At 72.4% G+C, this 20549-nt stretch carries 18 protein-coding genes and 1 tRNA gene; 7 read left to right on the top strand and 12 right to left on the bottom strand.

The annotated features are described in order from the left end of the window. The first annotated feature begins 17 nt into the window (after positions 1–17). The 3 genes from SVTN_RS24845 to SVTN_RS45690 all read left to right on the top strand — a co-directional run bounded on the left by SVTN_RS24845 (position 18) and on the right by SVTN_RS45690 (position 2898). Positions 18–1019 (top strand): GNAT family N-acetyltransferase, encoded by a 1002-nt coding sequence (locus tag SVTN_RS24845; protein WP_041131086.1) that lies wholly within the window; start codon positions 18–20, stop codon positions 1017–1019. Beyond that, on the top strand, positions 1016–1909 hold the full coding sequence (locus SVTN_RS24840; RefSeq protein ID WP_041134227.1) for a transglutaminase family protein: 894 nt from the start codon (positions 1016–1018) through the stop codon (positions 1907–1909). The genes SVTN_RS24845 and SVTN_RS24840 overlap by 4 nt, the downstream gene beginning before the upstream one ends. Positions 1910–1977: 68 nt before the next feature. After that, positions 1978–2898, top strand: coding sequence for a protein kinase domain-containing protein (locus tag SVTN_RS45690; protein WP_041131085.1), 921 nt, complete (start codon positions 1978–1980; stop codon positions 2896–2898). A gap of 15 nt (positions 2899–2913) precedes the next feature. Here SVTN_RS45690 and SVTN_RS24830 read toward each other — a convergent pair. Beyond that, positions 2914–2988 (bottom strand) — tRNA-Ala (locus tag SVTN_RS24830). A gap of 29 nt (positions 2989–3017) precedes the next feature. Then, a complete protein-coding gene (locus SVTN_RS24825) occupies positions 3018–3707 on the bottom strand; it encodes a GntR family transcriptional regulator (RefSeq protein ID WP_041131084.1) in 690 nt (229 codons plus the stop codon). A gap of 146 nt (positions 3708–3853) precedes the next feature. On the opposite strand from SVTN_RS24825, the gene SVTN_RS24820 reads away from it, so the two are divergent. Genes SVTN_RS24820 through SVTN_RS24810 form a run of 3 tightly spaced genes read left to right on the top strand, consistent with a single transcriptional unit; the run spans position 3854 to position 7253 of the window. Further along, a complete protein-coding gene (locus tag SVTN_RS24820; RefSeq protein WP_041131083.1) occupies positions 3854–5182 on the top strand; it encodes an MFS transporter in 1329 nt (442 codons plus the stop codon). Next, entirely contained in the window at positions 5179–6348 is a 1170-nt protein-coding gene (locus tag SVTN_RS45140) for a maleate cis-trans isomerase family protein (RefSeq protein ID WP_041131082.1), read from the top strand. The genes SVTN_RS24820 and SVTN_RS45140 overlap by 4 nt, the downstream gene beginning before the upstream one ends. After that, the gene (locus SVTN_RS24810) at positions 6345–7253 is read left to right on the top strand and encodes a polysaccharide deacetylase family protein (RefSeq protein WP_041131081.1); all 909 of its coding nucleotides are present in this window, start codon (positions 6345–6347) and stop codon (positions 7251–7253) included. Before SVTN_RS45140 ends, SVTN_RS24810 begins: the two co-directional genes overlap by 4 nt. A gap of 69 nt (positions 7254–7322) precedes the next feature. On the opposite strand, the gene SVTN_RS24805 is transcribed toward SVTN_RS24810, so the two are convergent. The 4 genes from SVTN_RS24805 to SVTN_RS24790 form a co-directional block, all read right to left on the bottom strand. After that, positions 7323–9491, bottom strand: coding sequence for a hypothetical protein (locus tag SVTN_RS24805; protein ID WP_167352211.1), 2169 nt, complete (start codon positions 9489–9491; stop codon positions 7323–7325). Between the two features lie 176 nt (positions 9492–9667). Then, a complete protein-coding gene (locus SVTN_RS24800; RefSeq protein WP_041131080.1) occupies positions 9668–10033 on the bottom strand; it encodes a DUF6113 family protein in 366 nt (121 codons plus the stop codon). Continuing rightward, positions 10030–10920 (bottom strand): N-acetyl-1-D-myo-inositol-2-amino-2-deoxy-alpha-D-glucopyranoside deacetylase, encoded by an 891-nt coding sequence (mshB, locus tag SVTN_RS24795; RefSeq protein ID WP_041131079.1) that lies wholly within the window; start codon positions 10918–10920, stop codon positions 10030–10032. The genes SVTN_RS24800 and mshB overlap by 4 nt, the downstream gene beginning before the upstream one ends. Before the next feature lie 35 nt (positions 10921–10955). Then, the gene (locus tag SVTN_RS24790) at positions 10956–11150 is read right to left on the bottom strand and encodes a hypothetical protein (RefSeq protein ID WP_015035959.1); all 195 of its coding nucleotides are present in this window, start codon (positions 11148–11150) and stop codon (positions 10956–10958) included. Positions 11151–11327: 177 nt separating this feature from the next. Here SVTN_RS24790 and SVTN_RS24785 point away from each other — a divergent pair, with 177 nt between their 5' ends. After that, positions 11328–13487, top strand: a complete 2160-nt coding sequence (locus SVTN_RS24785; RefSeq protein WP_052499291.1) for a S9 family peptidase — start codon at positions 11328–11330, stop codon at positions 13485–13487. Between the two features lies 1 nt (position 13488). Here the strand turns inward: SVTN_RS24785 and SVTN_RS24780 are convergent, their stop codons facing one another. From SVTN_RS24780 to SVTN_RS24755, 6 genes are all read right to left on the bottom strand, one after another. Next, entirely contained in the window at positions 13489–14469 is a 981-nt protein-coding gene (locus tag SVTN_RS24780) for a hypothetical protein (RefSeq protein ID WP_041134224.1), read from the bottom strand. Between the two features lie 179 nt (positions 14470–14648). After that, entirely contained in the window at positions 14649–15782 is a 1134-nt protein-coding gene (locus SVTN_RS24775; RefSeq protein ID WP_052499290.1) for an ABC transporter ATP-binding protein, read from the bottom strand. Next, on the bottom strand, positions 15775–16758 hold the full coding sequence (locus tag SVTN_RS24770) for an ABC transporter ATP-binding protein (protein ID WP_041131078.1): 984 nt from the start codon (positions 16756–16758) through the stop codon (positions 15775–15777). Before SVTN_RS24770 ends, SVTN_RS24775 begins: the two co-directional genes overlap by 8 nt. A gap of 6 nt (positions 16759–16764) precedes the next feature. Then, on the bottom strand, positions 16765–17790 hold the full coding sequence (locus SVTN_RS24765) for an ABC transporter permease (RefSeq protein WP_041131077.1): 1026 nt from the start codon (positions 17788–17790) through the stop codon (positions 16765–16767). Continuing rightward, entirely contained in the window at positions 17783–18706 is a 924-nt protein-coding gene (locus SVTN_RS24760; RefSeq protein ID WP_041131076.1) for an ABC transporter permease, read from the bottom strand. Before SVTN_RS24760 ends, SVTN_RS24765 begins: the two co-directional genes overlap by 8 nt. A gap of 89 nt (positions 18707–18795) precedes the next feature. After that, positions 18796–20424, bottom strand: a complete 1629-nt coding sequence (locus tag SVTN_RS24755; RefSeq protein WP_041131075.1) for a peptide ABC transporter substrate-binding protein — start codon at positions 20422–20424, stop codon at positions 18796–18798. Between the last annotated feature and the right edge of the window lie 125 nt (positions 20425–20549).

The raw sequence follows: 20549 nt of genomic DNA, 5'->3' as shown, positions 1-20549 counted from the left end.
GGAGGGGCGGAGAAGCTGTGGAAATCACCGGCGGAGGGCGCCTTGAAGTGCGAATTACCAGCGCTGACGTGGGAAAACGTGTCTCCGTTCGGTACGTGACGGACTCGGCGGAACCGGGCGAGAAGTTCACCGACGCGGTCGGCGTTCTCACATCATGGGACGCCGGTGTGCTGCTGATCACACGAAAGAGCGGCGAGAGCGTCCGGATCGCGGAATCCGCGCTGGCCGCGGGGAAGGTCGTCCCGGCCGCCCCGGCCCGCCGGCGGGGCCCCTCGGCCACCTTCCCGGAGCTCGCCCGCGCCACCGCGCGCGCGTGGCAGCCGGTCGAGAGCGAGGCCCTGGGCGAGTGGACCCTGCGGGCCGCCGACGGATTTACCCGGCGCGCCAATTCCGTCCTGCCGCTCGGTGATCCCGGGATGCCGGTCGCCGAGGCCCTCACGCACGTGCGCGCGTGGTACGCGGCCCGGAAGCTGCCCCCGTACGTCCAGGCCGCCACCGGCGCCGAGGGCACCCAGGAGCTGCTGTGCGCCGCCCTCGACCGGCACGGCTGGCGGCGCGAGGTCTCCGCCGAGGTGCGGATCGCGGCACTCGCCCCGATCGGCGACCTGGACGCCGACGTCTCCGCCGTACGCCTGTCCCGGACGGTCGACGAGGCCTGGCTGCGCCGCTACCAGCGCTTCGAGGAGGCGAGCCCGGCGGTCAGGTCCGTCCTCTCCTCCGGTCCGAGTGTGTGGTTCGCGTCCGTCGCGGGCACGGGAGGGATACCGGCGGCGATCGGACGCTGTGTGGTCGACGGCCGCTGGGCCGGCTTCATGGCGGTCGAGGTCGACCCCGACCAGCGGCGCCGGGGCCTGGCGACGTCCGTCATGACGGCGCTCGCCCGGCAGGCGCTCGACGAGGGCGCGTCGGCGGCCTGGCTCCAGGTGGAGACGGACAACGACGGCGCCCGGGCGCTGTACGACGGGATGGGCTTCGCGCCCCACCACCACTACCACCACTACCGATGGGCCGAGGCGTGACGGAGGACGTACCACCACCGGACGGACCGGACGGACCGGACGGGCCGGGAGGCGCATCGGGCGAGGCGGATCGGGGCGACTGGCGGCGGGAGTTCGCCGAGGAGGCGCGCGCCGAGCGGCCCGACCTCGCCCGGCTCTGCCTGCTGATCGGCGCGGTGGCCGACCCGTCCGTCACCCGGCGCGACCTCGACGAGGCCGAGATCGAACTCGACCGGCTCGCCGGGCTCGTCCCGTACGCGACCCGGATCACCGGCGACTGGGCCGCCGAGCTCGCCGCGCTCCTCGGCCGCCACGAGGGCTTCGAGGGCGTGCCCGCCGACTACCAGCGCCTGGAGTCCTCGCTGCTGCACGAGGTGCTCCGGCGCCGCCGGGGCCTGCCCATCCTGCTCTCCGTCGTGTGGATGGAGGTCGCCCGCCGGGCCGGCGCCCCCGTGTACGGGCTCGGGCTGCCCGGCCACTTCGTCGTGGGCTTCGGCGACCCGGCCGACCTGGACCTCGCCGACCCGTTCGCGGGCGGGCGGGCCATGACGGGCGAGGACGCCGAGCTGCTGGTGGCGAGCGCGACGGGCGAGGCGCTCGACCGCTCGATGCTCCGCCCCGCCGAGCCGGGCGCGATCGCCCTCCGGATCCTCAACAACATCCGCGCCTGGGCGGCCCCCCGCCCCGAGCGCGCCGACGTGGCCCTGTGGGCGGTGGAGCTCGCCCTGCTGCTCCCCTCCCACCCGGCGAGACTCCGCTACGAGCGGGCCGAACTGCTCGTCCAGCGCGGGGAGTTCCTCACGGGCGCGATCGAGATGGAGGCGTACGCGCAGGTCATGGACGCGGTGGACCCGGACTCGGCGACGACGATCCGCCGGCGGGCGCAGGCGGCGAGGGCCATGCTCAACTGACCGCGGCGGCCACGTTCACGGGGGAAGGGGACGAGACGCAGCCACGCGGGCCGGACGACCCCGGGCAGGTGGGGCCGTTCCAGGTGATCGGCGTGCTCGGGCAGGGCGGCATGGGCCGGGTCCTGCTCGGCACGGGGGCGAACGGCCAGTCCGTCGCCATCAAGCAGATCCACGCCGATCTGGCCGCCGACGAGGGCTTCCGGGCCCGGTTCCGGCGCGAGGTCGAGGCCTCGCGCAAGGTGTCCGGGGCCTGCACGGCGGCCGTGCTCGCCGCCGACGCCGACGCGCCGATGCCCTGGCTCGCCTCTGTCTTCGTCGCGGGACCCTCCCTCGGGGCGGCCGTCGAACGGTCCGGCACCCTGCCCACCGAGACCGTGCGGCGGCTCGCCGTGCAGCTGGCGACGGCCCTCGACGAGATCCACCGGACGGGACTGATCCACCGCGACCTGAAGCCCGAGAACGCGCTGCCCAGGCGCTGTACAACGTCGTCCACACCGAGCCCGTCCTCGGCGCCGTACCGGAGGAGCTGCGCGGCCTGGTCGCGTGGTGCCTGGCGAAGGACCCGGCGGGCCGCCCGACGCCCGCGCAGCTCCTCGGCGCGCTCGGCCCGAAGGCGCCGTGGCCCGGTCGCCGTCGCCGCCGCCGTCGCGCTCTGCGTGCTCGGCGCGGGCGCCTGGTGGACGCTGCGGGACGAGGGCCCGGCGGACCGGCCGCCGGACCTGTACGTGACGATGCCGGTCTGCGCGGACGTCGCGGGCCGGCTGCCGCTGCCGGCGGCGGAGCGCAGGACCGACCGGGACAGCTACACCGAGTACTCGGAGCGCGCCGACTCCGGTTGCGCCTGGTTCCCCCGGGACGAGACCTCGGGAGACGGCTGGGGCTCCTACGCCCACGCCGCGGTCAGCTGGAACCTGCGCCGCAGCGCGGGCACCGACGAGAACGCGACGGAGGCCCAGAAGGCGGCGGTCGCGGTGATGTCGCGGGCCTGAGGAGAGGAAGAAGGGGGCGGGGCGACCGGATTCGAACCGGCGTCCTCCGAGATGCCATCGCGGCGCATTACCTCTGTGCTACGACCCCGCCCTTGCGAGGGACCCTAGACGACGGCCCGTCAGGACGGCGAGTCCTTTTCCGCGTCGCTGTCGAAGAGCAGCCCCACCGCCACGTCGCGGTAGTGGCGGATGTGGCGGAGCGAGATGTCGGCCGCCGCGTCGGCGTCGCCCGCGGCGATCGCCTCGTACAGCGTGCGGTGCTCCGCCCAGAGGGAGCCCGGGTCGTCGATCTGCTGGAAGAGCCAGCGGAGCCGGCCTTCCAGGGACCCCAGGGCCGAGGCGAGCATGTCGTTGCCCGCGAGTTCCACGATGTGGTGGTGGAAGGCGGCGTTGGCGCGCGAGACGCGCTCCGGCCGGCCGGCCAGGGTCACCTTGCGCGCCTCTTCCAACAGGGCGCGTAGTTCGCCGAGTTGGGCCTCGGTGCGGCGTTCGGCGGCCCGGCGCGCGGCCAGTACCTCCAGGGCCTCGCGCAGGTCGAAGAGGTTCTCCACGTCCTGCCCGGAGAGCTCCCGGACCACGATCCGGCGCGGCGAGAGGGCGTGCAGGAAGCCCTCGCCGAGCAGGATGCGAATGGCCTCCCGGACGGGGACGCGGGAGACGCCGAACTCCTCGGCCACGTCTCGCTCGACGAGCCGGTCCCCCGGTCGCAGCCTGCCGTCGATGATGCGGTCCCGCAAGGCCTCGCACACCTGGTCACGGAGCCATCCCCCGCCGTTCGTGGGTGTGACGGCGGATTCGGTCTCGGTCATGCGCCCTCCCCGTATCGATGCGATCACGGTATACCAAACGCTTGACGCCCTCCCAGTGCACTGCTTTGGTATACCGAAACGCGGCTCGGGGCCCCGCCGCGCTTCGACGTCTCACCCTGTGCGATCTGTGAATCGAGGGTTTGTCCGTGAGTACCCCACCGGTCCCCGAGACCGTCCCCCAGGCGAAGGCCGCCACCCCCTTCGGCGGCCGTCCCAGCCGGGTCCGCTGGAAGATGTTCGTCCTGCTGCTCGGTGTCGTCGCGCTCAACTACATCGACCGCGGCTCCGTCTCCGTCGCCCTGCCCCTGATCACCGAGGACCTGGGGCTCTCCAAGGAGACCACCGGCTTCGTCCTCAGCGCGTTCTTCTGGACGTACGCGCTGATGCAGATCCCCGGCGGCTGGCTCGCCGACCGCTTCGGCCCCCGCAGGATGGTCTCCGGCGCCTGTGTCGGCTGGGGCGTGGCCCAGGCCCTCACCGCCGCCGCCACCGGCGCGGGATCCCTGCTCGGCTACCGCCTGCTCCTCGGCGCCGTCGAGGCCCCCGTCATGCCCGCGGGCGGCAAGCTCAACGCCCAGTGGCTGCCCGCGAAGGAGCGCGGCCGCGGCGCCGTGCTCCTCGACGGCGGCGCCCCGCTCGGCGCCGCGCTCGGCGGCATCCTCATCTCCGCGCTCATCGCCTGGACCGGCAGCTGGCGGACCAGCTTCGTCATCGCGGGCGTGCTGACCGTCCTCATCGGCCTGTTCGCCGCCTGGTACGTCCGCGACACCCCGCGCGAACACCCGGGCGTGAACGACGCCGAGGCCACGTACATCGAGAGCGCGCACGCCGAGGAGGACGCGGCCGGCCCGGCCGACGGGCGCACGGGCCTGCGCCCGTACCTCAGGCACCGCTCGTTCTGGGCGATGTGCCTGGGCTGGATGGGCTTCAACGGCGTCTTCTACGGACTGCTCACCTGGGGCCCGCTCTACCTGTCCGAGACCAAGGGCTTCGACATCAAGACCATCGGCTGGTCGACCCTGGTCATCTTCGGCGCGGGCTTCGTCGGCGAGCTCACCGGCGGCTGGATCTCCGACCGGCGCAAGGCCGCCGGCGCGGGCGCCAACGCCGTGATGCGCACGATGATGGGGGTCGCCGGCGTGGCCGTCGTCGCCGGACTGCTCGGCGTGGTCCTCGTACCGGACCCGATCACCGCCGTCACCCTGCTCTCCGTCGTCATGTTCTTCCTGCGCTGGGCCGGCCTCTACTGGTCCCTCCCGTCGATCCTGGCCGGCCGGGCCAACGCCGGCGTCGTCGGCGGCGCCATGAACCTCGCCGGCAACATCGCCGGCATCGTCACCCCGATCGCGGTCGGCTACATCGTCGGCGGCACCGGCTCGTACACCTGGGCGCTGCTCTACTTCGTCGGCGCGGGTGTCCTCTTCACCGTCTCGTCCCTCGTCATCGACTACAGCAGGAGGCTCGCCGTCCGATGATCCGTATCGGCATGCTCACCCCGTCCTCCAACACCTGTCTGGAGCCGGTCACCTACCGCCTCCTCGACGGTGCCCGGGACCTCGCGAGCGCCCACTTCGCGCGCGTACCCGTCACCCGGATCGCCCTCGACGGCGGCTCCGACGCCCAGTTCGCCTTCGAGCCGATGCTCGCCGCCGCGCGGCAGCTCGCCGACGCGCGGGTCGACGTCATCGCCTGGAACGGCACCTCCGGCTCCTGGCTCGGCGTCGACCACGACCGGCGGCTCGCCGCCGCGATCACCGCGGAGACCGGCATCCCGGCGACCACCTCCACGCTCGCGCTGCTCGACGCCTGCGCCGCGTACGGCGTGACCCGGCTCGGCCTGGCCGTCCCCTACACCCGGGACGTCGCCGAGCGGATCGTCACCACGTACGCCGCCGAGGGCCTGGACTGCTCGCTCGCCGAGCCGTTCGGGATCCACGACAACGAGGCCTTCGCCCGGATCCCCGAGCCCGAGGTGGCCCGGCAGATCGAGCAGGCCGGCGCCGATGACGCGCACGCGGTCGCCGTCGTCTGCACCAATGTGTACGGGGCGGGCGCCGCCCCCGGGCTCGAAGCCGCGCTCGGCATACCGGTCTTCGACAGCGTCTCCGCGACGCTCTGGAAGGCGCTCGACCTGGCCGGCGCGCACCCCGCCCTCGAAGGCCACGGCGACCTGCTGCGCTCCGGCGGTCTGCGGGCCGGCTTCCAGCGGGCGCTCGCCGACCTGCGCGAGGCGATCGGCGCCGACCGCACCACGCTGCGGCTCGACCTGCCGGCGTACGGACTGCACGTGGACCTCACGGCGGGCGAGGCGCTCGGCCCGGGCGTCCGCTCCATCCGCCGCGACGCCGGTCTCGACCAGCGCCGGCTCAACACGGTCGAGTGGCTGGAGCGGCACCGCGTCCCGCTCGTCCAGCCGCACTTCCAGGACGACCCGAAGCCGCCACAGGCCCTGATCGACGTCTACGGCGTGCGCGCGCAGCTGCTCTCCCCCGTCGTCCGGGGCGCGGACATGACGGGCTGGATCTCCGCCCACAGCCTCACCGGGCGGGAGTGGGACGCGGCCGACCAGGCCGTGACGGCCGCCGCCGTCGACCGCGTGCACCACCTGCTCGACACGTACGGAAAGGCTCACTCCGCATGACCGCGAAGGACATCAGGATCGCCCTGGGCGTCGACGTCGACGCCGTGGCCGGCTGGCTCGGCAGCTACGGCGGCGAGGACTCCCCCAACGACATCCAGCGCGGTGTCTTCGCGGGAGAGGTCGGCACCCCGCGCATGCTCAAGCTGTTCGAGCGGTACGGGATCCGCACCAGCTGGTTCATCCCGGGCCACTCCATCGAGACGTTCCCCGAGCAGACCCGGATGGTCGTGGAGGCGGGCCACGAGGTCGGCGCGCACGGCTACTCGCACGAGAACCCGATCGCGATGAGCCCGCAGCAGGAGGAGGACGTCCTCGCCCGCTCGGTCGAGCTGATCGAGGAGTACACCGGCCGCAAGCCGCGCGGCTACGTGGCGCCCTGGTGGGAGATGTCGGCGCACACGGCCGCCCTGCTCCACAAGTACGGCTTCTCGTACGACCACAGCCAGAACTACCGCGACTTCACGCCGTTCTACGCGCGCGTGGGCGACAGCTGGACGAAGATCGACTACTCGAAGGAGGCCAAGGACTGGATGAAGCCGCTGGTCCACGGCCACGAGGTCGACCTGGTGGAGTTCTGCGGCAACTGGTACGTCGACGACCTGCCGCCCATGATGTTCAACAAGCACGCCCACAACAGCCACGGCTACGTCAGCCCCCGGGCCCTGGAGCAGGACTGGCGCGACCAGTTCGACTGGGTGTACCGGGAGCTGGACTACGCGGTCATCCCCGTGACCCTGCACCCCGACGTCAGCGGCCGGCCGCAGGTGCTGCTGATGCTGGAACGGTTCATCGAGTACGTGTCGGGGCACGCCGGCGTCAGCTTCTGCACCCTGGAGGACGCCGCCGACGACTTCCGCCGCCGCTTCCCCTTCGAGGGCACGGCCCGCCCGGCCGACATGCGCTGACGGTCCCGTAGTACGCGCGAGCCCCCGTCCCCGGTGAGGGACGGGGGCTCGGCCGTGCGGTGGGGACCGTCAGCCCTCGCCGCTGAGGTCGATCGTCTTCGTGCGCTCCGCGAGGGTCTTGCCCATCAGGGCGTCGCGCATCGCGAAGGCCACGTCGTCGGCGGAGACCTCGTGCTTCGTGCCGTCGCCCTTGGTGATCATGACGCCCTTGAAGGCGCCGTCGAGGAGCCGCTCGATCGCCTTCTTGTCGTAGACCTCGACCAGCCGGCCGTCGACGGCCTTCATGGAGAGGATCTGCGGCAGCGACCGCGCCGGACCGAAGTCGATGTGCTTGCCGCCCGCCTGGATCCTGATCAGACCGGACATGGCGGGCGTCGCGAACTCCTTCATCGCCCGGTCCAGCTCGGCCTTGGTGACCTTCGGCCGCATGGTGGTGACCGGCAGCTCGACCAGCTTGCCCTGGCCCGTCTCGACCTGGGCGCGGAAGGCGTCCTGCACGGAGATCATCGAGCGCTGGACGTCCAGGCCCTGTCCGGCCTTGCCCTCGACCGGGGTCACCTTGTTCGGGGCGAACAGGATCGTGCCCTCGGTCGCCGAGGCGGACGAGCCGGCCAGGTCGGTCAGGGCGACGGCGAGCTTCTCCCGGTCGACCGGGAAGACCGGCTTGGCGACCCGCTCGCCGCCGAAGAGGGAGCCGATGACCGAGACCGGGTTGTAGTCGCTGCCCGCCGCGGCGCGGACGGTCTCCTGGCTGTCGAGCGCCAGGCCCGCCTTGTCCGGGGCCAGCTCGACCTTCTTGCCGCCGACACTGAGCCGGAGCGGGGCGGTGGCCCGCTTGCCGAGCGCCGTGTCCAGCTTCTCGACGGCCTCCTCCTTCGTACCGCCGCCGATGTCCACGCCGAGCACCGTGGTGCCCTTGGGGACGTCGGAGTGGTTGAGGAGCAGTCCGGCGCCGTAGGCGACTCCGGCGAGGCCGACGACTCCGACGGCGGCGAGGACCAGCTTGGAGCGGCCCTTCTTCGCCGGGGCGCGGTCGGCCGGCGGCGCCTGGCGCGGCGCGGGCGCGGGGGCCGGGCTCGCGTGGTCCTCGATGCGCGGGGTCAGGTTCGGGCGGGCCGCCGTCGGCGGGACCACGGGGATGCCGCTGGTGAGGGTGTCCCCGGAGACGTGGGCGCCGTTGTCGGCCGCCGCGCCCGGTCCGGACCTCGGCGCCGGGGCGGGCTGCTGCGGCGTCAGGATCGCGGTGTCGTCGGACATGCGGGGCGCGCCGCCGCCGGCGAACGGGGAGCCCGCGCCCGGGCCGCCGCCGAAGGGGCGGGGGGCGGTGGCGGTGCCGCCGAGGGAGGCGGTGCCGGTGACCGGGCCCGTGGTGGGGCCGGTGGGCGCCGCCGGGCCGCCCTGCGTACGGGGGCCACCCGGGCCGCCCTGTGTGCGGGGGCCGCCCGGGCCGCGGTACGCGGGCGTGCCGGCGGCCGGGGTGCCGTCGTACATGGGGGTGCCGCCCGACGGGGTGCCGTCGTACATGGGGGTGCCGCCCGACGGGGTCCCGTCGTACATCGGGGTGCCGCCCGACGGAGTCCCGTCGTACATCGGGGTACCGCCCGCCGGCGTTCCGCTCTCGTACAGCGGGTTGCCCGGCGGGGTCTGGGCGGCCGCGGTGACCGGGCGGCTCGACGGAGTGGTGCCGACCGTCGGGACGCCGGAGGTCGCCGAGCCCGCGAAGCCCGTGCCCGGGGCGTCCGGGCCGGTGGGCGCGGGCTTGGCGGGGGCCGGGGTCGGGGCCGGGGCGGGGGACGGTGCGGGCGCGGGGGCCGGGCTGGGGGCCGCCGCCTTGCGGGGGGCGAACCAGTCGCTCGTCTCCTTCGCCTTCGGCGGCTCCGGAACGGCGGCCACCGGCTCCGGGGCCACGGCCACCGGCTCGGGCTCCGGTTCCGGCTCCACGGCGGGCTCGGGGTCCGGGGCGGACGCCTCGTTGACCGTCTTGCGGACCACGACCGGCGGAATCGGACGCGAACCCGGGATGTTGATCCGGATCCGGGTCGTCAGGGTCGTCTCGGTCTTGGGCTCCTCCGGCAGCGCGGGCGCGGCGGCGGTCTCCTCCGGCGCGTCCTGCGTGGGGTGGAGCGACGGATACTGGCGGGATCCGTACGGCGGGGTACCCGAGGGGTAGGCGGCTCCACCGCGCCCCTGGGCGCCGGAGGACGAACTGTCAGTCTCTCGACCAGTTTCACGACTCAAAGCAGGATCTCCCGGTTGGCTCCACCGCCCGCTCTTGCTGATGCTCGTGTTGACCCGGGCGGTTCGGCGGCGCGCACCACCATACTGAACGCCGCCGACTCATACCCGACCCCCGGGCCACTGACGACGGGCAATCCGGCCGAAGTCGGGGCGTCCCCGGTCTCAAGTCGTCCTGTTCACGGGGCCGGTCGCGACAACCGGGGCAGAGTGACGCACATCACAGCGAGCGCCATGCCTCCGAAGAGGAAGAGCAGCTCGCCGACGCCTCCGCCGAACAACCCGTCGCCCTCGGGGCGTCCGAGGCTGAGCAGCATGACGGCGACGAGCCAGCCGCCGCCGCCGGCGGCGACGCCGACCTGGGTGCCGGTGGCGCGCAGCCCTCCGTAGAAGAGGCCCCCGGCGGCGAGGAGCGCGAGGAGCAGGCCGGCGGGGAGCCAGGCGGCCTGGACGAGGGACCCGGCGGTGCCGACGAGGAGGCCGAGGACGAACAGGGCGCCGTACCAGGCGTACCGGACGCCCGGGGAGACCGCGGGGTCGCTCATGCCGTCACCCCCGCGAAGAGGTCCGTCTCGCGCTCGCCCGCCGGGGCGCCGGAGACGCCCTGGACCAGCTCGTAGTACTCGGTGGTGAAGATCGGCTGGCCGAGGTCGTTGGAGAGGGCGAAGAAGGGACCGTCGACGGCGACTTGGGTGGCGTGCGCGGCCATCGCGGCGCTCTTGCGGGCCGCGTACGCGGGGTCGGCGGCGATCTCGGTGGTGATCCGGTCCTCGTCGACGACGCCGGGGACGTCGTCGATCTCGGCGATCGCCGGGAAGACGGAGCCCTCGGCGCGGAGCCGGGCGAATCCGGCCTCGGCGACGGGGCGCGGGACGCGGTTCCAGTAGATCTTGGCGATCGTGTGGGCCGGTCCGAGGTCGGGGCGGTAGTCCGGGTCGGCGGCGAGTTCGGCGGCGCGGGTGGCGACCCGGTGGGCCTGGATGTGGTCGGGGTGGCCGTAGCCGCCGTCGGGGTCGTAGGTGATCAGGACCTGCGGGCGGGTCTCGCGGATCACCTCGACGAGGTGCGGCGCGGCGGTGTCGACGTCGGTGTTCCAGAAGGCGTTGGCGCGCTTGTTCTGCTCGGCGCCCATCATTCCGGAGTCGCGGAAGCGCCCGGGGCCGCCGAGGAAGCGGTGGTCGGTGACGCCCAGCTCGGCCATCGCGGCGGCGAGTTCGCCGACGCGGTGCGGGCCGAGCCGGTCCTCCCGGTCGGGGGCCAGGCGGGCGAGGTCGGGCGGGATGACCTCGCCCTCCTCGCCGAGCGTGCAGGTGACGAGGGTGACGAGGGCGCCCTCGGCCGCGTACCTGGCCATGGTGGCGCCGTTGTTGATCGACTCGTCGTCCGGGTGCGCGTGCACGAGCAGCAGACGGCGGGCGGGGAGATCGGACATGCCCCCCACCCTACGAGGTCAGGCCGGGTGCGAGGTCAGAACTTGAGGCCGCCGATCATGCCCGCCACGTTCGTGGTGAGGGTGCTGATGGACGGGGCGATGGACGAGCTCGCCAGGTAGAAGCCCAGGAGCGCGCAGACCGCCGCATGTCCAGCCTTCAGCCCGGATTTCCGGATCAGCAGGAAGACGACGATCGCCAGCAGCACCACCACGGAGATCGAGAGTGCCACGGCGGTTCACCTCCACCTTCGGTCGGATATTCGAGCGGTTCGGTCGATCAGCATGTGCCAGAGGGCATGCCAGTCCGATGCATACCCACCTAGTGCTACGGATCATAACTATCCGTGCGGCCGCATCGATCGGCGGACGGAGGCACGAGGGGGGCGCACGGCGCTAGTTTCAGCCGCATGACCTTGTCTTCGCAGCAGTCGGCCACACCCTCGGCCGAGCTCTCCTTCCCCCGTCAGCACGCCCGGACCCAGCGGTTCACCCTGGGGGTCCCGCGTGGTTTCTCGGTCTCCCCGGACGGGGAGCGCGTGGTGTTCGTCAGATCCGGTTCGGGGACGGACCGTTCGCACCGGCTCTGGGTGCTCGACCTGCCCCGGGACGGCGAGCCCGCCGAGCGGACGGTCGCCGACCCGGTGGCGCTGCTCGCGGGCGCGGAGGAGGAGTTGTCGCCGCAGGAGCGGGCGCGCCGGGAGCGGAGCCGGGAGGGCTCGGCGGGGATCGTGGCGTACGCGGTGGACGGGGCCGTGGAGTCGGCGGCGTTCGCGCTGTCGGGGCGGCTGTTCACGGCGGACCTGCGGGCGGGGACGGCGCGGGAGCTTCCGGTGCCGGGGCCGGTGCTCGACCCGCGTCCCTCTCCGGACGGGCGGTTCGTCGCGTACGTGGCGGAGGGCGCCCTGCGGGTGGTGGGCGCGGACGGTACGGGCGACCGCGCGCTGGCCGTCCCGGAGGGCGAGCACGTCTCCTACGGATTGGCCGAATTCATCGCCTCGGAGGAGATGGGCCGGGAGCGCGGCCACTGGTGGTCGCCCGCCTCGGACCGGCTGCTCGTGGCGCGGGCGGACGACCGGGAGGTGCGGCGCTGGTGGATCGCGGACCCGGCGCACCCGGAGCGGGAGCCGCAGCGGGTGGGGTACCCGGCGGCGGGCACGGCCAACGCGGAGGTGCGGCTGTTCCTTGTGGCCCTCGACGGGTCCCGTACGGAGGTGGTGTGGGACCGGGAGCGGTATCCGTACCTGGCGCGGGTGCACTGGTCGGCGGCCGGGGCGCCGCTGCTGCTCGTGCAGGCGCGGGACCAGCGGGAGCAGCTGTTCCTGGCGGTGGACCCGGAGTCGGGGAAGACCTCGACCGTACGGGCGGAGGCGGACCCGGCGTGGCTGGAGCTGCACCAGGGGGTGCCGGCGTGGGGGCCGGGCGGCGGGCTCGTACGGGTCACGGACGAGGGCGGGGCGCGGGTGCTGGCCGTCGGGGACGAGGCGTGGACGGGTCCGGAGCTGCACGTCCGTTCGGTGCTCGACATCGGGGCGGACGACGTCCTCGTGTCGGCCTCGGCGGGTGAGGCGGCGGCGGAGCCGGAGACCGGCGAGATCCATGTGTACCGGGTGACCGGGCGGGGCGCGGAGCGTCTTTCCGAGGGCGCGGGCGTGCACGGCTCGGTGCGCTCGGGCGCGGTGACGGTCCTGGTGTCGGCGCGGCCCGAGGCGCCGGGGAGCGTGGCGCGGGTGCTGCGGGACGGCGAGCAGGCCGCGGTGGTGGCCTCGTACGCCCAGCGGCCGGTGATCTCCGCGCGCGTGCGGCTCACGGAGGCGGGGACGCGGCGGATCCCGTGCGCGGTGCTGCTGCCCCAGGGGTACGCGGAGGGGGACGGGCCGCTGCCGGTCCTGATGGATCCGTACGGCGGTCCGCACGGGCAGCGGGTGCTCGCCGCGCACAATCCGCACCTGACCTCGCAGTGGTTCGCCGACCAGGGCTTCGCGGTGGTCGTGGCGGACGGGCGGGGCATGCCGGGCCGCTCCCCCGCCTGGGAGAAGTCGGTCCTGCGGGACCTCTCGGTGACGCTCGACGACCAGGTGGCGGCGCTCCGGGGGCTCGCCGACCGGTTCCCGCTCGATCTGGGCCGGGTGGCGATCCGCGGCTGGTCGTACGGCGGCTATCTGGCGGCCCGGGCGGTGCTCCAGCGGCCCGACGTCTTCCACGCGGCCGTGGTCGGGGCGCCGGTGACGGACTGGCGGCTGTACGACACGCACTACACGGAGCGGTACCTCGGCACCCCGCAGGACGACCCCGAGGTGTACGCGGCGCAGTCGCTGCTGACCGACGACGGCCTGTCGGCGCCGGAGGAGCCGGCCCGGCCGATGATGGTCGTGCACGGCCTCGCGGACGACAACGTGGTGGTGGGGCACGCGCTGCGGCTCTCGTCGGCGCTGCTCGCGGCGGGCCGGCCGCACGAGGTGCTGCCGCTGTCCGGGGTGACGCACATGACGCCCCAGGAGCAGGTGGCGGAGAACCTGCTGCTGCTCCAGGTGGAGTTCCTGAAGCGGTCGCTCGGCCTCACGCGCTGAGTCACCAGCCGGGCGGTGTCGGGTGGGGCGGGGCCGGGGGCCGCACCCCGGCCGGCGGGTACGGTCCGGGCGCGGCGGCGGGGGCGCCGCGCCCGGCGAGCAGCACGAGCACCACGACCCCGGCGAGCAGTTCGAAGACGGAGGTGAGGACGTCCGCCGCGTCGAGGGTGATGAGGTCGCCGAGGTGGACGAGGGTCTCGTAGCGGACGGCGCGGGCGACCCCGCCGAGGCCGCCCGCCGTCAGCAACACGGCGGCGAGCAGCCCGAAGGCCCGGCTGTGACGGGCCCGTACGAGACAGGAGACGGCGGCCGTGCCGTACAGCCCGGCGGCGATCGCCGAGAGCCAGCCGGGCGGGGGCGCGAGGGCGGGTTTGACGACGGAGCGGCCGCCGGTGAACCGGTCGACGGTGACCTCCAGGGGCAGTTCGCCGGCCCAGTACAGCTCCCACAGGGTCGTGAAGAGCGCGGCGAGCGCGAGGAGGATCCCGGCGGTGACGGCGGGGCCGGTACGGGGGCGGGTGGGCCGCTCCTCGTACGGGACCTCGACGGGGCGGCGGAGCGGGGCGGCGGGCTCGTACGGGCCGTCCGCCGGGCGGCGGCCGACGGCGGCGGTGAGGACGAGCCCGGCGCCGAGGGCCAGTTCGAGGAGGGCGGTGACGAGGGCGCCGCTCCCGGGCGCCCAGAGCCCGGGGAGGCGCAGGGCGAGGGTGACCGTGCCGGCGGCGGCGAGCGCGGAAGCCGCGTGCCGTGAGCGGAGGGCCGCGACGACGGTGGCGGCGTAGGCGGCGAGGAGGACGGGGTCGATCAGGGAGGTGGTGGACCGTCCCCGGATCAGGAAGTGGTGGTCCCCGGCCCAGTACCACGCGAGGTCGGCGGGCGAGCCGAGCGCGGCGAGGTCCTGGAGGATCCACACGGCGGCGATGAGGGCGAGCGCGGCGCAGAGCGCGGCGCCGGTGAGACGTGCGGGCCGTGTCACAGTCACGGCCCCGATACTCACGGTCGCGGGGCGGCGAAACAAGCCGTTCCGCATGAACGGCGTGTGGCAGCCGGCCGGGAGCGACATGGCACGCTCCCGGCCGGCTCACGGCACCCGCACGGCCGCACGGTGTCCAATATCCAATGTCCGTATATCGGATCCAATTCCGCCGAGTTGCCCGCGCGTTACGGCCCTTCAGGTCCCTGGGGCTCTTGTGGCTCCTGAGGCTCCTGGGGCTTCTGAAGCTCCTGCGGCTCCTGCGGTTCCTGGGGCTTCTGGAGCTCCTGCGGCTCCTCCGGCGGCACCACCTGCTTCTCCTCCGCGAAGTGACAGGCCGAGTCGTGCTTCGCGGGGCTGTCCGTGAGACGGAAGACGGCCGGGACGGCGAGCAGCGGGACTTCGAGGGCGCAGCGCTCCTGGGCCTTCCAGCAGCGGGTGCGGAAGCGGCAGCCGGAGGGGATGTTCGCCGGGGACGGCACGTCGCCGGCGAGGAGGATCCGCTCGCGGTGCTCGCGCGCCTCCGGGTCGGGGACGGGGACGGCGGAGAGCAGCGCCTGCGTGTAGGGGTGGGTGGGGTGGTCGTAGATCTCGGCGTCGGTGCCGATCTCGACGATCCGGCCGAGGTACATGACGCCGACGCGGTCGGAGATGTGCCGGACGATCGAGAGGTCGTGGGCGATGAAGACGTACGACAGGGAGAACTCGGACTGGAGGCTGTCGAGGAGGTTGATCACCTGCGCCTGGACGGAGACGTCGAGCGCGGAGACCGGCTCGTCCGCGACGATGATCTCGGGCTGGAGGGCGAGGCCGCGGGCGATGCCGATGCGCTGGCGCTGGCCGCCGGAGAACTGGTGCGGATAGCGGTTGATGTACTCGGGGTTGAGGCCGACGACGTCCAGGAGGTCCTGGACCTTGCGGCGCCGGTCGCCCTTGGGGGCGACCTCGGGGTGGATCTCGTACGGCTCGCCGATGATGTCGCCGACCGTCATGCGGGGGTTGAGCGAGGTGTACGGGTCCTGGAAGACCATCTGGATGTTGCGGCGGACGGCCTTCAGCGCCCGGGGGGACAGCTTGGTGAGGTCGTCGCCCTTGTAGCGGATGGTCCCGGAGGTCGGCCGTTCCAGGTTGACCAGCATCTTCGCGACCGTCGACTTGCCGCAGCCGGACTCGCCGACGATGCCGAGGGTCTCGCCGGCGGCGAGGTCGAAGTCGACGCCGTCGACGGCCTTGACGGCGCCGACCTGCTTCTTGAAGAGGATGCCCTGGGTCAGCGGGTAGTGCTTGTGGAGGTCCCGGACTTCGAGAATCGCCTCAGCCATGGAGGCACTCCTTCCAGAAGTGGCAGGCGCTGGCGCGCGGCACCGGGGACTCGGTCACGTCGTACAGCGGGGGTTCGTCGACGCGGCAGCGTTCCCGGGCGAGCGGGCAGCGCGGGTTGAAGGAGCAGCCGGACGGGATGGCGAGCAGGTTGGGCGGGAGGCCCTTGATCGCGTAGAGCTCCTGGCCCTTCTGGTCGAGGCGCGGGATCGAGTCGAGCAGGCCCCGGGTGTAGGGGTGGGCGGGGGCCTTGTAGATCTCGTGGACGGGCGCCTGTTCGACGATCTTCCCCGCGTACATGACGGCGATCTTGTCGGCGACGTCGGCGACGACGCCGAGGTCGTGGGTGATGAGGATGAGGCCCATGTTGAGCTCGCGCTGGAGCTCGGCGAGGAGGTCCATGACCTGGGCCTGGACGGTGACGTCGAGGGCGGTGGTCGGCTCGTCGGCGATGATCAGCTCGGGTTCGAGGGCGAGCGCCATCGCGATCATGATGCGCTGGCGCATGCCGCCGGAGAACTGGTGGGGGTACTGGCCGACGCGTTCCTTGGCTGCGGGGATGCGGACCCGGTCCATGAGTTCGACGGCCTTGGCCCGGGAGTCCTTGCGGGACATCCCCTTGTGGACCTGGAACATCTCGCCGAGCTGGTCGCCGACGCTGATGACGGGGTTGAGGGAGGACAGCGCGTCCTGGAAGATCATCGCCATCTTGGCGCCGCGGACCTTGCGCCGCTCGTCCTCCTTGAGCTTCAGGAGGTCCTGGCCCTGGAAGATGATCTCGCCGCCGCTGATCTTCCCCGGCGGGATGTCGAGGATGCCCATGACGGCCTGGGCGGTGACGGACTTGCCGGAGCCGGACTCGCCGAGCACGGCGAGGGTCTCTCCCGCGTCGACGGAGTAGTTGACCCCGTTGACCGCCTTGGCCACCCCGTCCCGGGTGTGGAACTCGACGTGCAGGTCCTTCACTTCGAGCAGCATGGGCGACTACCTCAGCTTCGGGTCGAGGGCGTCGCGCACCGCGTCGCCGAGCATGATGAAGGCGAGCACGGTGATCGCGAGCGCGCCGGCCGGCCAGAGCAGCATGTGGGGCGCGTTGCGGATGTACTGCGACGCCGAGGAGATGTCGATGCCCCAGGAGACGGTCGGCGGCTTCAGTCCGACGCCGAGGTACGACAGGGTCGCTTCGAGCGCGATGTACGTGCCGAGGGCGATGGTGGCGACGACGATCACGGGGGCGACGGCGTTCGGCGTGATGTGCCGGAGCAGCATCCGGGAGTTGGAGGCGCCGAGCGCGCGGGCGGCCTGGACGTAGTCGTTCTGTTTGGCGGTGATGACGGAGCCGCGGGCGATGCGGGAGACCTGCGGCCAGCCGAGGAGCACCATGAAGCCGATGACGGGCCAGACGGTGGCGCTGGTGACCACGGACAGCAGGACCAGGCCGCCGAGGACGACGGGGATGGCGAAGAAGACGTCGGTGATGCGGGAGAGGAGGCCGTCCCAGGCTCCGCCGAAGAAGCCGGCCAGGCCGCCGAGGACGCTGCCGAGGATCGCGACGCCGAGGGTGGCGAGGACGCCGACGGTCACGGACGTCCGGGCGCCGTAGACGACCCGGGTGTAGACGTCGCAGCCCTGGCCGTTGAAGCCGAAGGGGTGGCCGGGCTGGGAGCCCTCCTGGGCCTTGGCCAGGTCGCAGTCGAGGGGGTCTCCGGAGGCGATCAGCGAGGGCCAGATGGAGATGATCACCAGGAAGAGGATGACGAGCGCGGAGATGATGAAGATCGGGTTGCGGCGCAGGTCGTGCCAGGCGTCGGACCAGAGGGAGCGGGGCTTCTTGTCGGCGCCGGTTCCTTCGGGTCCGCCCGGGGCCCGTCCGCCGGAGGCGGCTGATGGATGCTGCTCCAGGGTCTCGGCCTCTTGGGTGCCGAGGTCGGAAGCGCCCCCCGCGCCGGTGGAGGCGATGGCGCGCCCTTCCTCTCCGTACGACTCAAGCGGCTCAAACGGCTCAGGCATAGCGAATCCTCGGGTCAAGGACGGCGTACAGGAGGTCGACCAGAAGGTTGGCCAGCAGGAACACCAGGACGAGGATGGTCACGAAGCCGACGACCGTCTGGGTGTTCTGGCGGACGATGCCCTGGTAGAGCTGGAAGCCGACGCCGTGGATGTTGAAGATCCGTTCGGTGACGATGGCGCCGCCCATGAGCGCGCCGACGTCGGCGCCGATGAAGGTCACCACCGGGATAAGGCTGTTGCGCAGCAGATGGCGGCTGATGACCCGGCGGCGGGGCAGGCCCTTGGCGACGGCGGTGCGGACGTAGTCGGCGCGCTTGTTCTCGGCGATCGAGGTCCGGGTGAGCCGGGTGACGTACGCGAGTGAGACGGACGCGAGGACGAGGCCGGGGACGATCAGTTCGTTGAAGGGCGCCTCGGGCGAGACGGCCGGATTGATCCAGCCCCATTCGACACCCAGGAGGTACTGGATGAGCAGGCCGGTGACGAAGGTGGGGACGGACAGGACGACCAGGGTCAGCAGCAGGACGCTGGTGTCGACGGGGTGGCCGCGCTTGAGGCCGGTGAGGACGCCCAGGGTGATGCCGATGACGATCTCGAAGAGGATCGCCACGATGGTGAGACGGATGGTGACCGGGAAGGCGTCGGCCATCAGCTCGGTGACGGGCTGGCCGTTGAAGGCGGTGCCGAAGTCGCCGGTGAAGACGTTGCCCATGTAGGTCAGGTATTGCTGCCAGACCGGCTTGTCGAGGCCGTACTCCTTCTGCAGCTGGGCGGCGGTCGCCGGGTCGCAGGCGCGGTCGCCGCAGAGGCCGGCGATGGGGTCGCCCATCACGTTCACCATCAGGAAGATCAACAGCGTGGCGCCGAAGAAGACCGGGATCATCTGCAGCAGCCGCCGGATCACGTATCGACCCACGGGAGGCCTCCAGGGTGGGGTGCGGGACGGCGTACGGCCCGGCGCGGGGATCCGCGGCCCGGGCCGTACGCCGCCGGACTGCTACGGCGTCACTTGAGCTTGATCTGGTCGTAGACCGGGACGCTGAAGGGGTTCAGGGTCACGTTGGTGACCCGGTCCGAGTAGCCGGCGCTGCCGTTCTGGTACCAGAGCGGGATGGCACCCATGTCGTCGCGGAGGACGCCCTCGGCCTGCTGGAAGAGCCCGACGGCCTTGCCGATGTCGGACTCGGCGTTGGCCTGGTTGACCAGCTTGTCGAACTCGGGGTTGGAGTACTTGCCGTCGTTGGACGAGGCGTCGGTGTAGTACAGCGGCTGGAGGAAGTTCTGGATGAGCGGGTAGTCCATCTGCCAGCCGGCCCGGAACGGGCCCTTCAGCTTCTGGGTGCTGGCCTGGCTGCGGAAGTCGGCGAAGGTGCCGATCGGGTTGCCGACGCAGGCCTTGTTGTTGCCGAGTGCGTTGTTGATGGAGTTGCAGACGGCGTCCACCCACTCCTTGTGGGAGCCGGTGTCGGCGTTGTACGAGATCGTCATCGTGCCGCCGGGGATGCCGCCGCCCTCGGCGACCAGCTTCTTCGCCTGGGCCGCGTCGTACTTGCAGAAGTCGCCGCAGACGTCCTTGAAGCCGCCCTCCTTGCCTAGCACCGGGGAGGTCCAGTCGACGGCGGGGGTGCGGGTCTTCTGGAAGATCGTCTCGGTGATCTGCTGGCGGTTGATCGCCATGGAGAGGCCCTGCCGGAGCTTCTCCTGGCCCGGCTTGTTCCACGCGGGGTCGTAGAACGGGAAGGAGAGGGTCTGGATGATGCCGGCGGGAACGTTGAGGTACCGGCCGCCGAGGTCGGCCTGGACGTTCTTGAGCTGGGAGGCGGGCACGTCGTCGACGAGGTCGAGGTTGCCGGCCGTCAGGTCCGTGTAGGCGGTGTTGTTGTCGGTGTAGACCTTGAGGTCGATGCCGCCGTTCTGGGCCTTGTCGGGGCCGGGGTAGGCGTCCCACTTCCTCAGGGACATCTGGGAGCCCTTGGAGTAGGAGTCGATGGTGTACGGGCCGTTGCCGACGGGCTTCGAGAGCCAGCCGGCGTGGTCGCTGTAGAAGACCTGGGGAAGCGGCGAGAAGGCCGCGTAGCCGAGGGTGACGGGCCAGGTGGAGAACTTCTGGGTGAGCTTCACCGTGAAGGTCTGGGGGCCGGTCACCTTGAGGCCGGACATGGTCTCGGCGGTGGGCTCGCCCTTGTCGGGGTGGACCTTGTCGTAGCCCTCGATCTGGCCGAAGAAGAACGCGTTCTTCTGGTTGTTCTTCAGACTGGCGCCGTAGTTCCAGGCGTCGACGAAGGACTTCGCGGTGACCTTCTCGCCGTTGGAGAAGGTCCAGCCGGACTTGACCGTGATGGTGAAGTTCTGCGAGTCCGTGGTCTCGATCTTCTCGGCGAGCATGTCCTTGGCCGCGCCGGTCTTCGGGTCGTACTGCTTGAGCCCGCGGAAGATCATGGAGAGGACCTTGCCGCCCTGGACCTCGTTGGTGTTGGCGGGCTCCAGCGGGTTCTGCGGGTCGCCCCACGAGGAACTCACGATGCCGTCGGCCCCTCCACCACCGCCGCCGCTGTCGCCGCCACCACAGGCCGTCGCCGCGAGGGCGACGGCGGTGGCCAGTGCGGCCCACTTGGCGTGCGTGGCTCCGCGCATGGAGTGCCTCCCGTATGTCCTGGGTCTTACTTAGGCCCCAATATCACCCGATATTGACGTAGGTGCACTTTTACGGCGCCCGGACGGACGCCCACCGGCCGGCGGCACGCAGAAGGGCGCCCCCG

The organism is Streptomyces vietnamensis, assembly GCF_000830005.1.
GTDB classification, from domain to species: domain Bacteria; phylum Actinomycetota; class Actinomycetes; order Streptomycetales; family Streptomycetaceae; genus Streptomyces; species Streptomyces vietnamensis.
This window is presented reverse-complemented; position numbering and strand designations above follow the sequence as displayed.

Bases quoted from the DNA above. Each gene is read 5' to 3' on its own strand.
- SVTN_RS24825 (WP_041131084.1), bottom strand. From the start codon at position 3,707: ATGACCGAGACCGAATCCGCCGTCACACCCACGAACGGCGGGGGATGG.
- SVTN_RS45140 (WP_041131082.1), top strand. From the start codon at position 5,179: ATGATCCGTATCGGCATGCTCACCCCGTCCTCCAACACCTGTCTGGAG.
- SVTN_RS24810 (WP_041131081.1), top strand. From the start codon at position 6,345: ATGACCGCGAAGGACATCAGGATCGCCCTGGGCGTCGACGTCGACGCC.
- SVTN_RS24800 (WP_041131080.1), bottom strand. From the start codon at position 10,033: ATGAGCGACCCCGCGGTCTCCCCGGGCGTCCGGTACGCCTGGTACGGC.
- mshB (WP_041131079.1), bottom strand. From the start codon at position 10,920: ATGTCCGATCTCCCCGCCCGCCGTCTGCTGCTCGTGCACGCGCACCCG.
- SVTN_RS24785 (WP_052499291.1), top strand. From the start codon at position 11,328: ATGACCTTGTCTTCGCAGCAGTCGGCCACACCCTCGGCCGAGCTCTCC.
- SVTN_RS24775 (WP_052499290.1), bottom strand. From the start codon at position 15,782: ATGGCTGAGGCGATTCTCGAAGTCCGGGACCTCCACAAGCACTACCCG.
- SVTN_RS24770 (WP_041131078.1), bottom strand. From the start codon at position 16,758: ATGCTGCTCGAAGTGAAGGACCTGCACGTCGAGTTCCACACCCGGGAC.
- SVTN_RS24765 (WP_041131077.1), bottom strand. From the start codon at position 17,790: ATGCCTGAGCCGTTTGAGCCGCTTGAGTCGTACGGAGAGGAAGGGCGC.
- SVTN_RS24755 (WP_041131075.1), bottom strand. From the start codon at position 20,424: ATGCGCGGAGCCACGCACGCCAAGTGGGCCGCACTGGCCACCGCCGTC.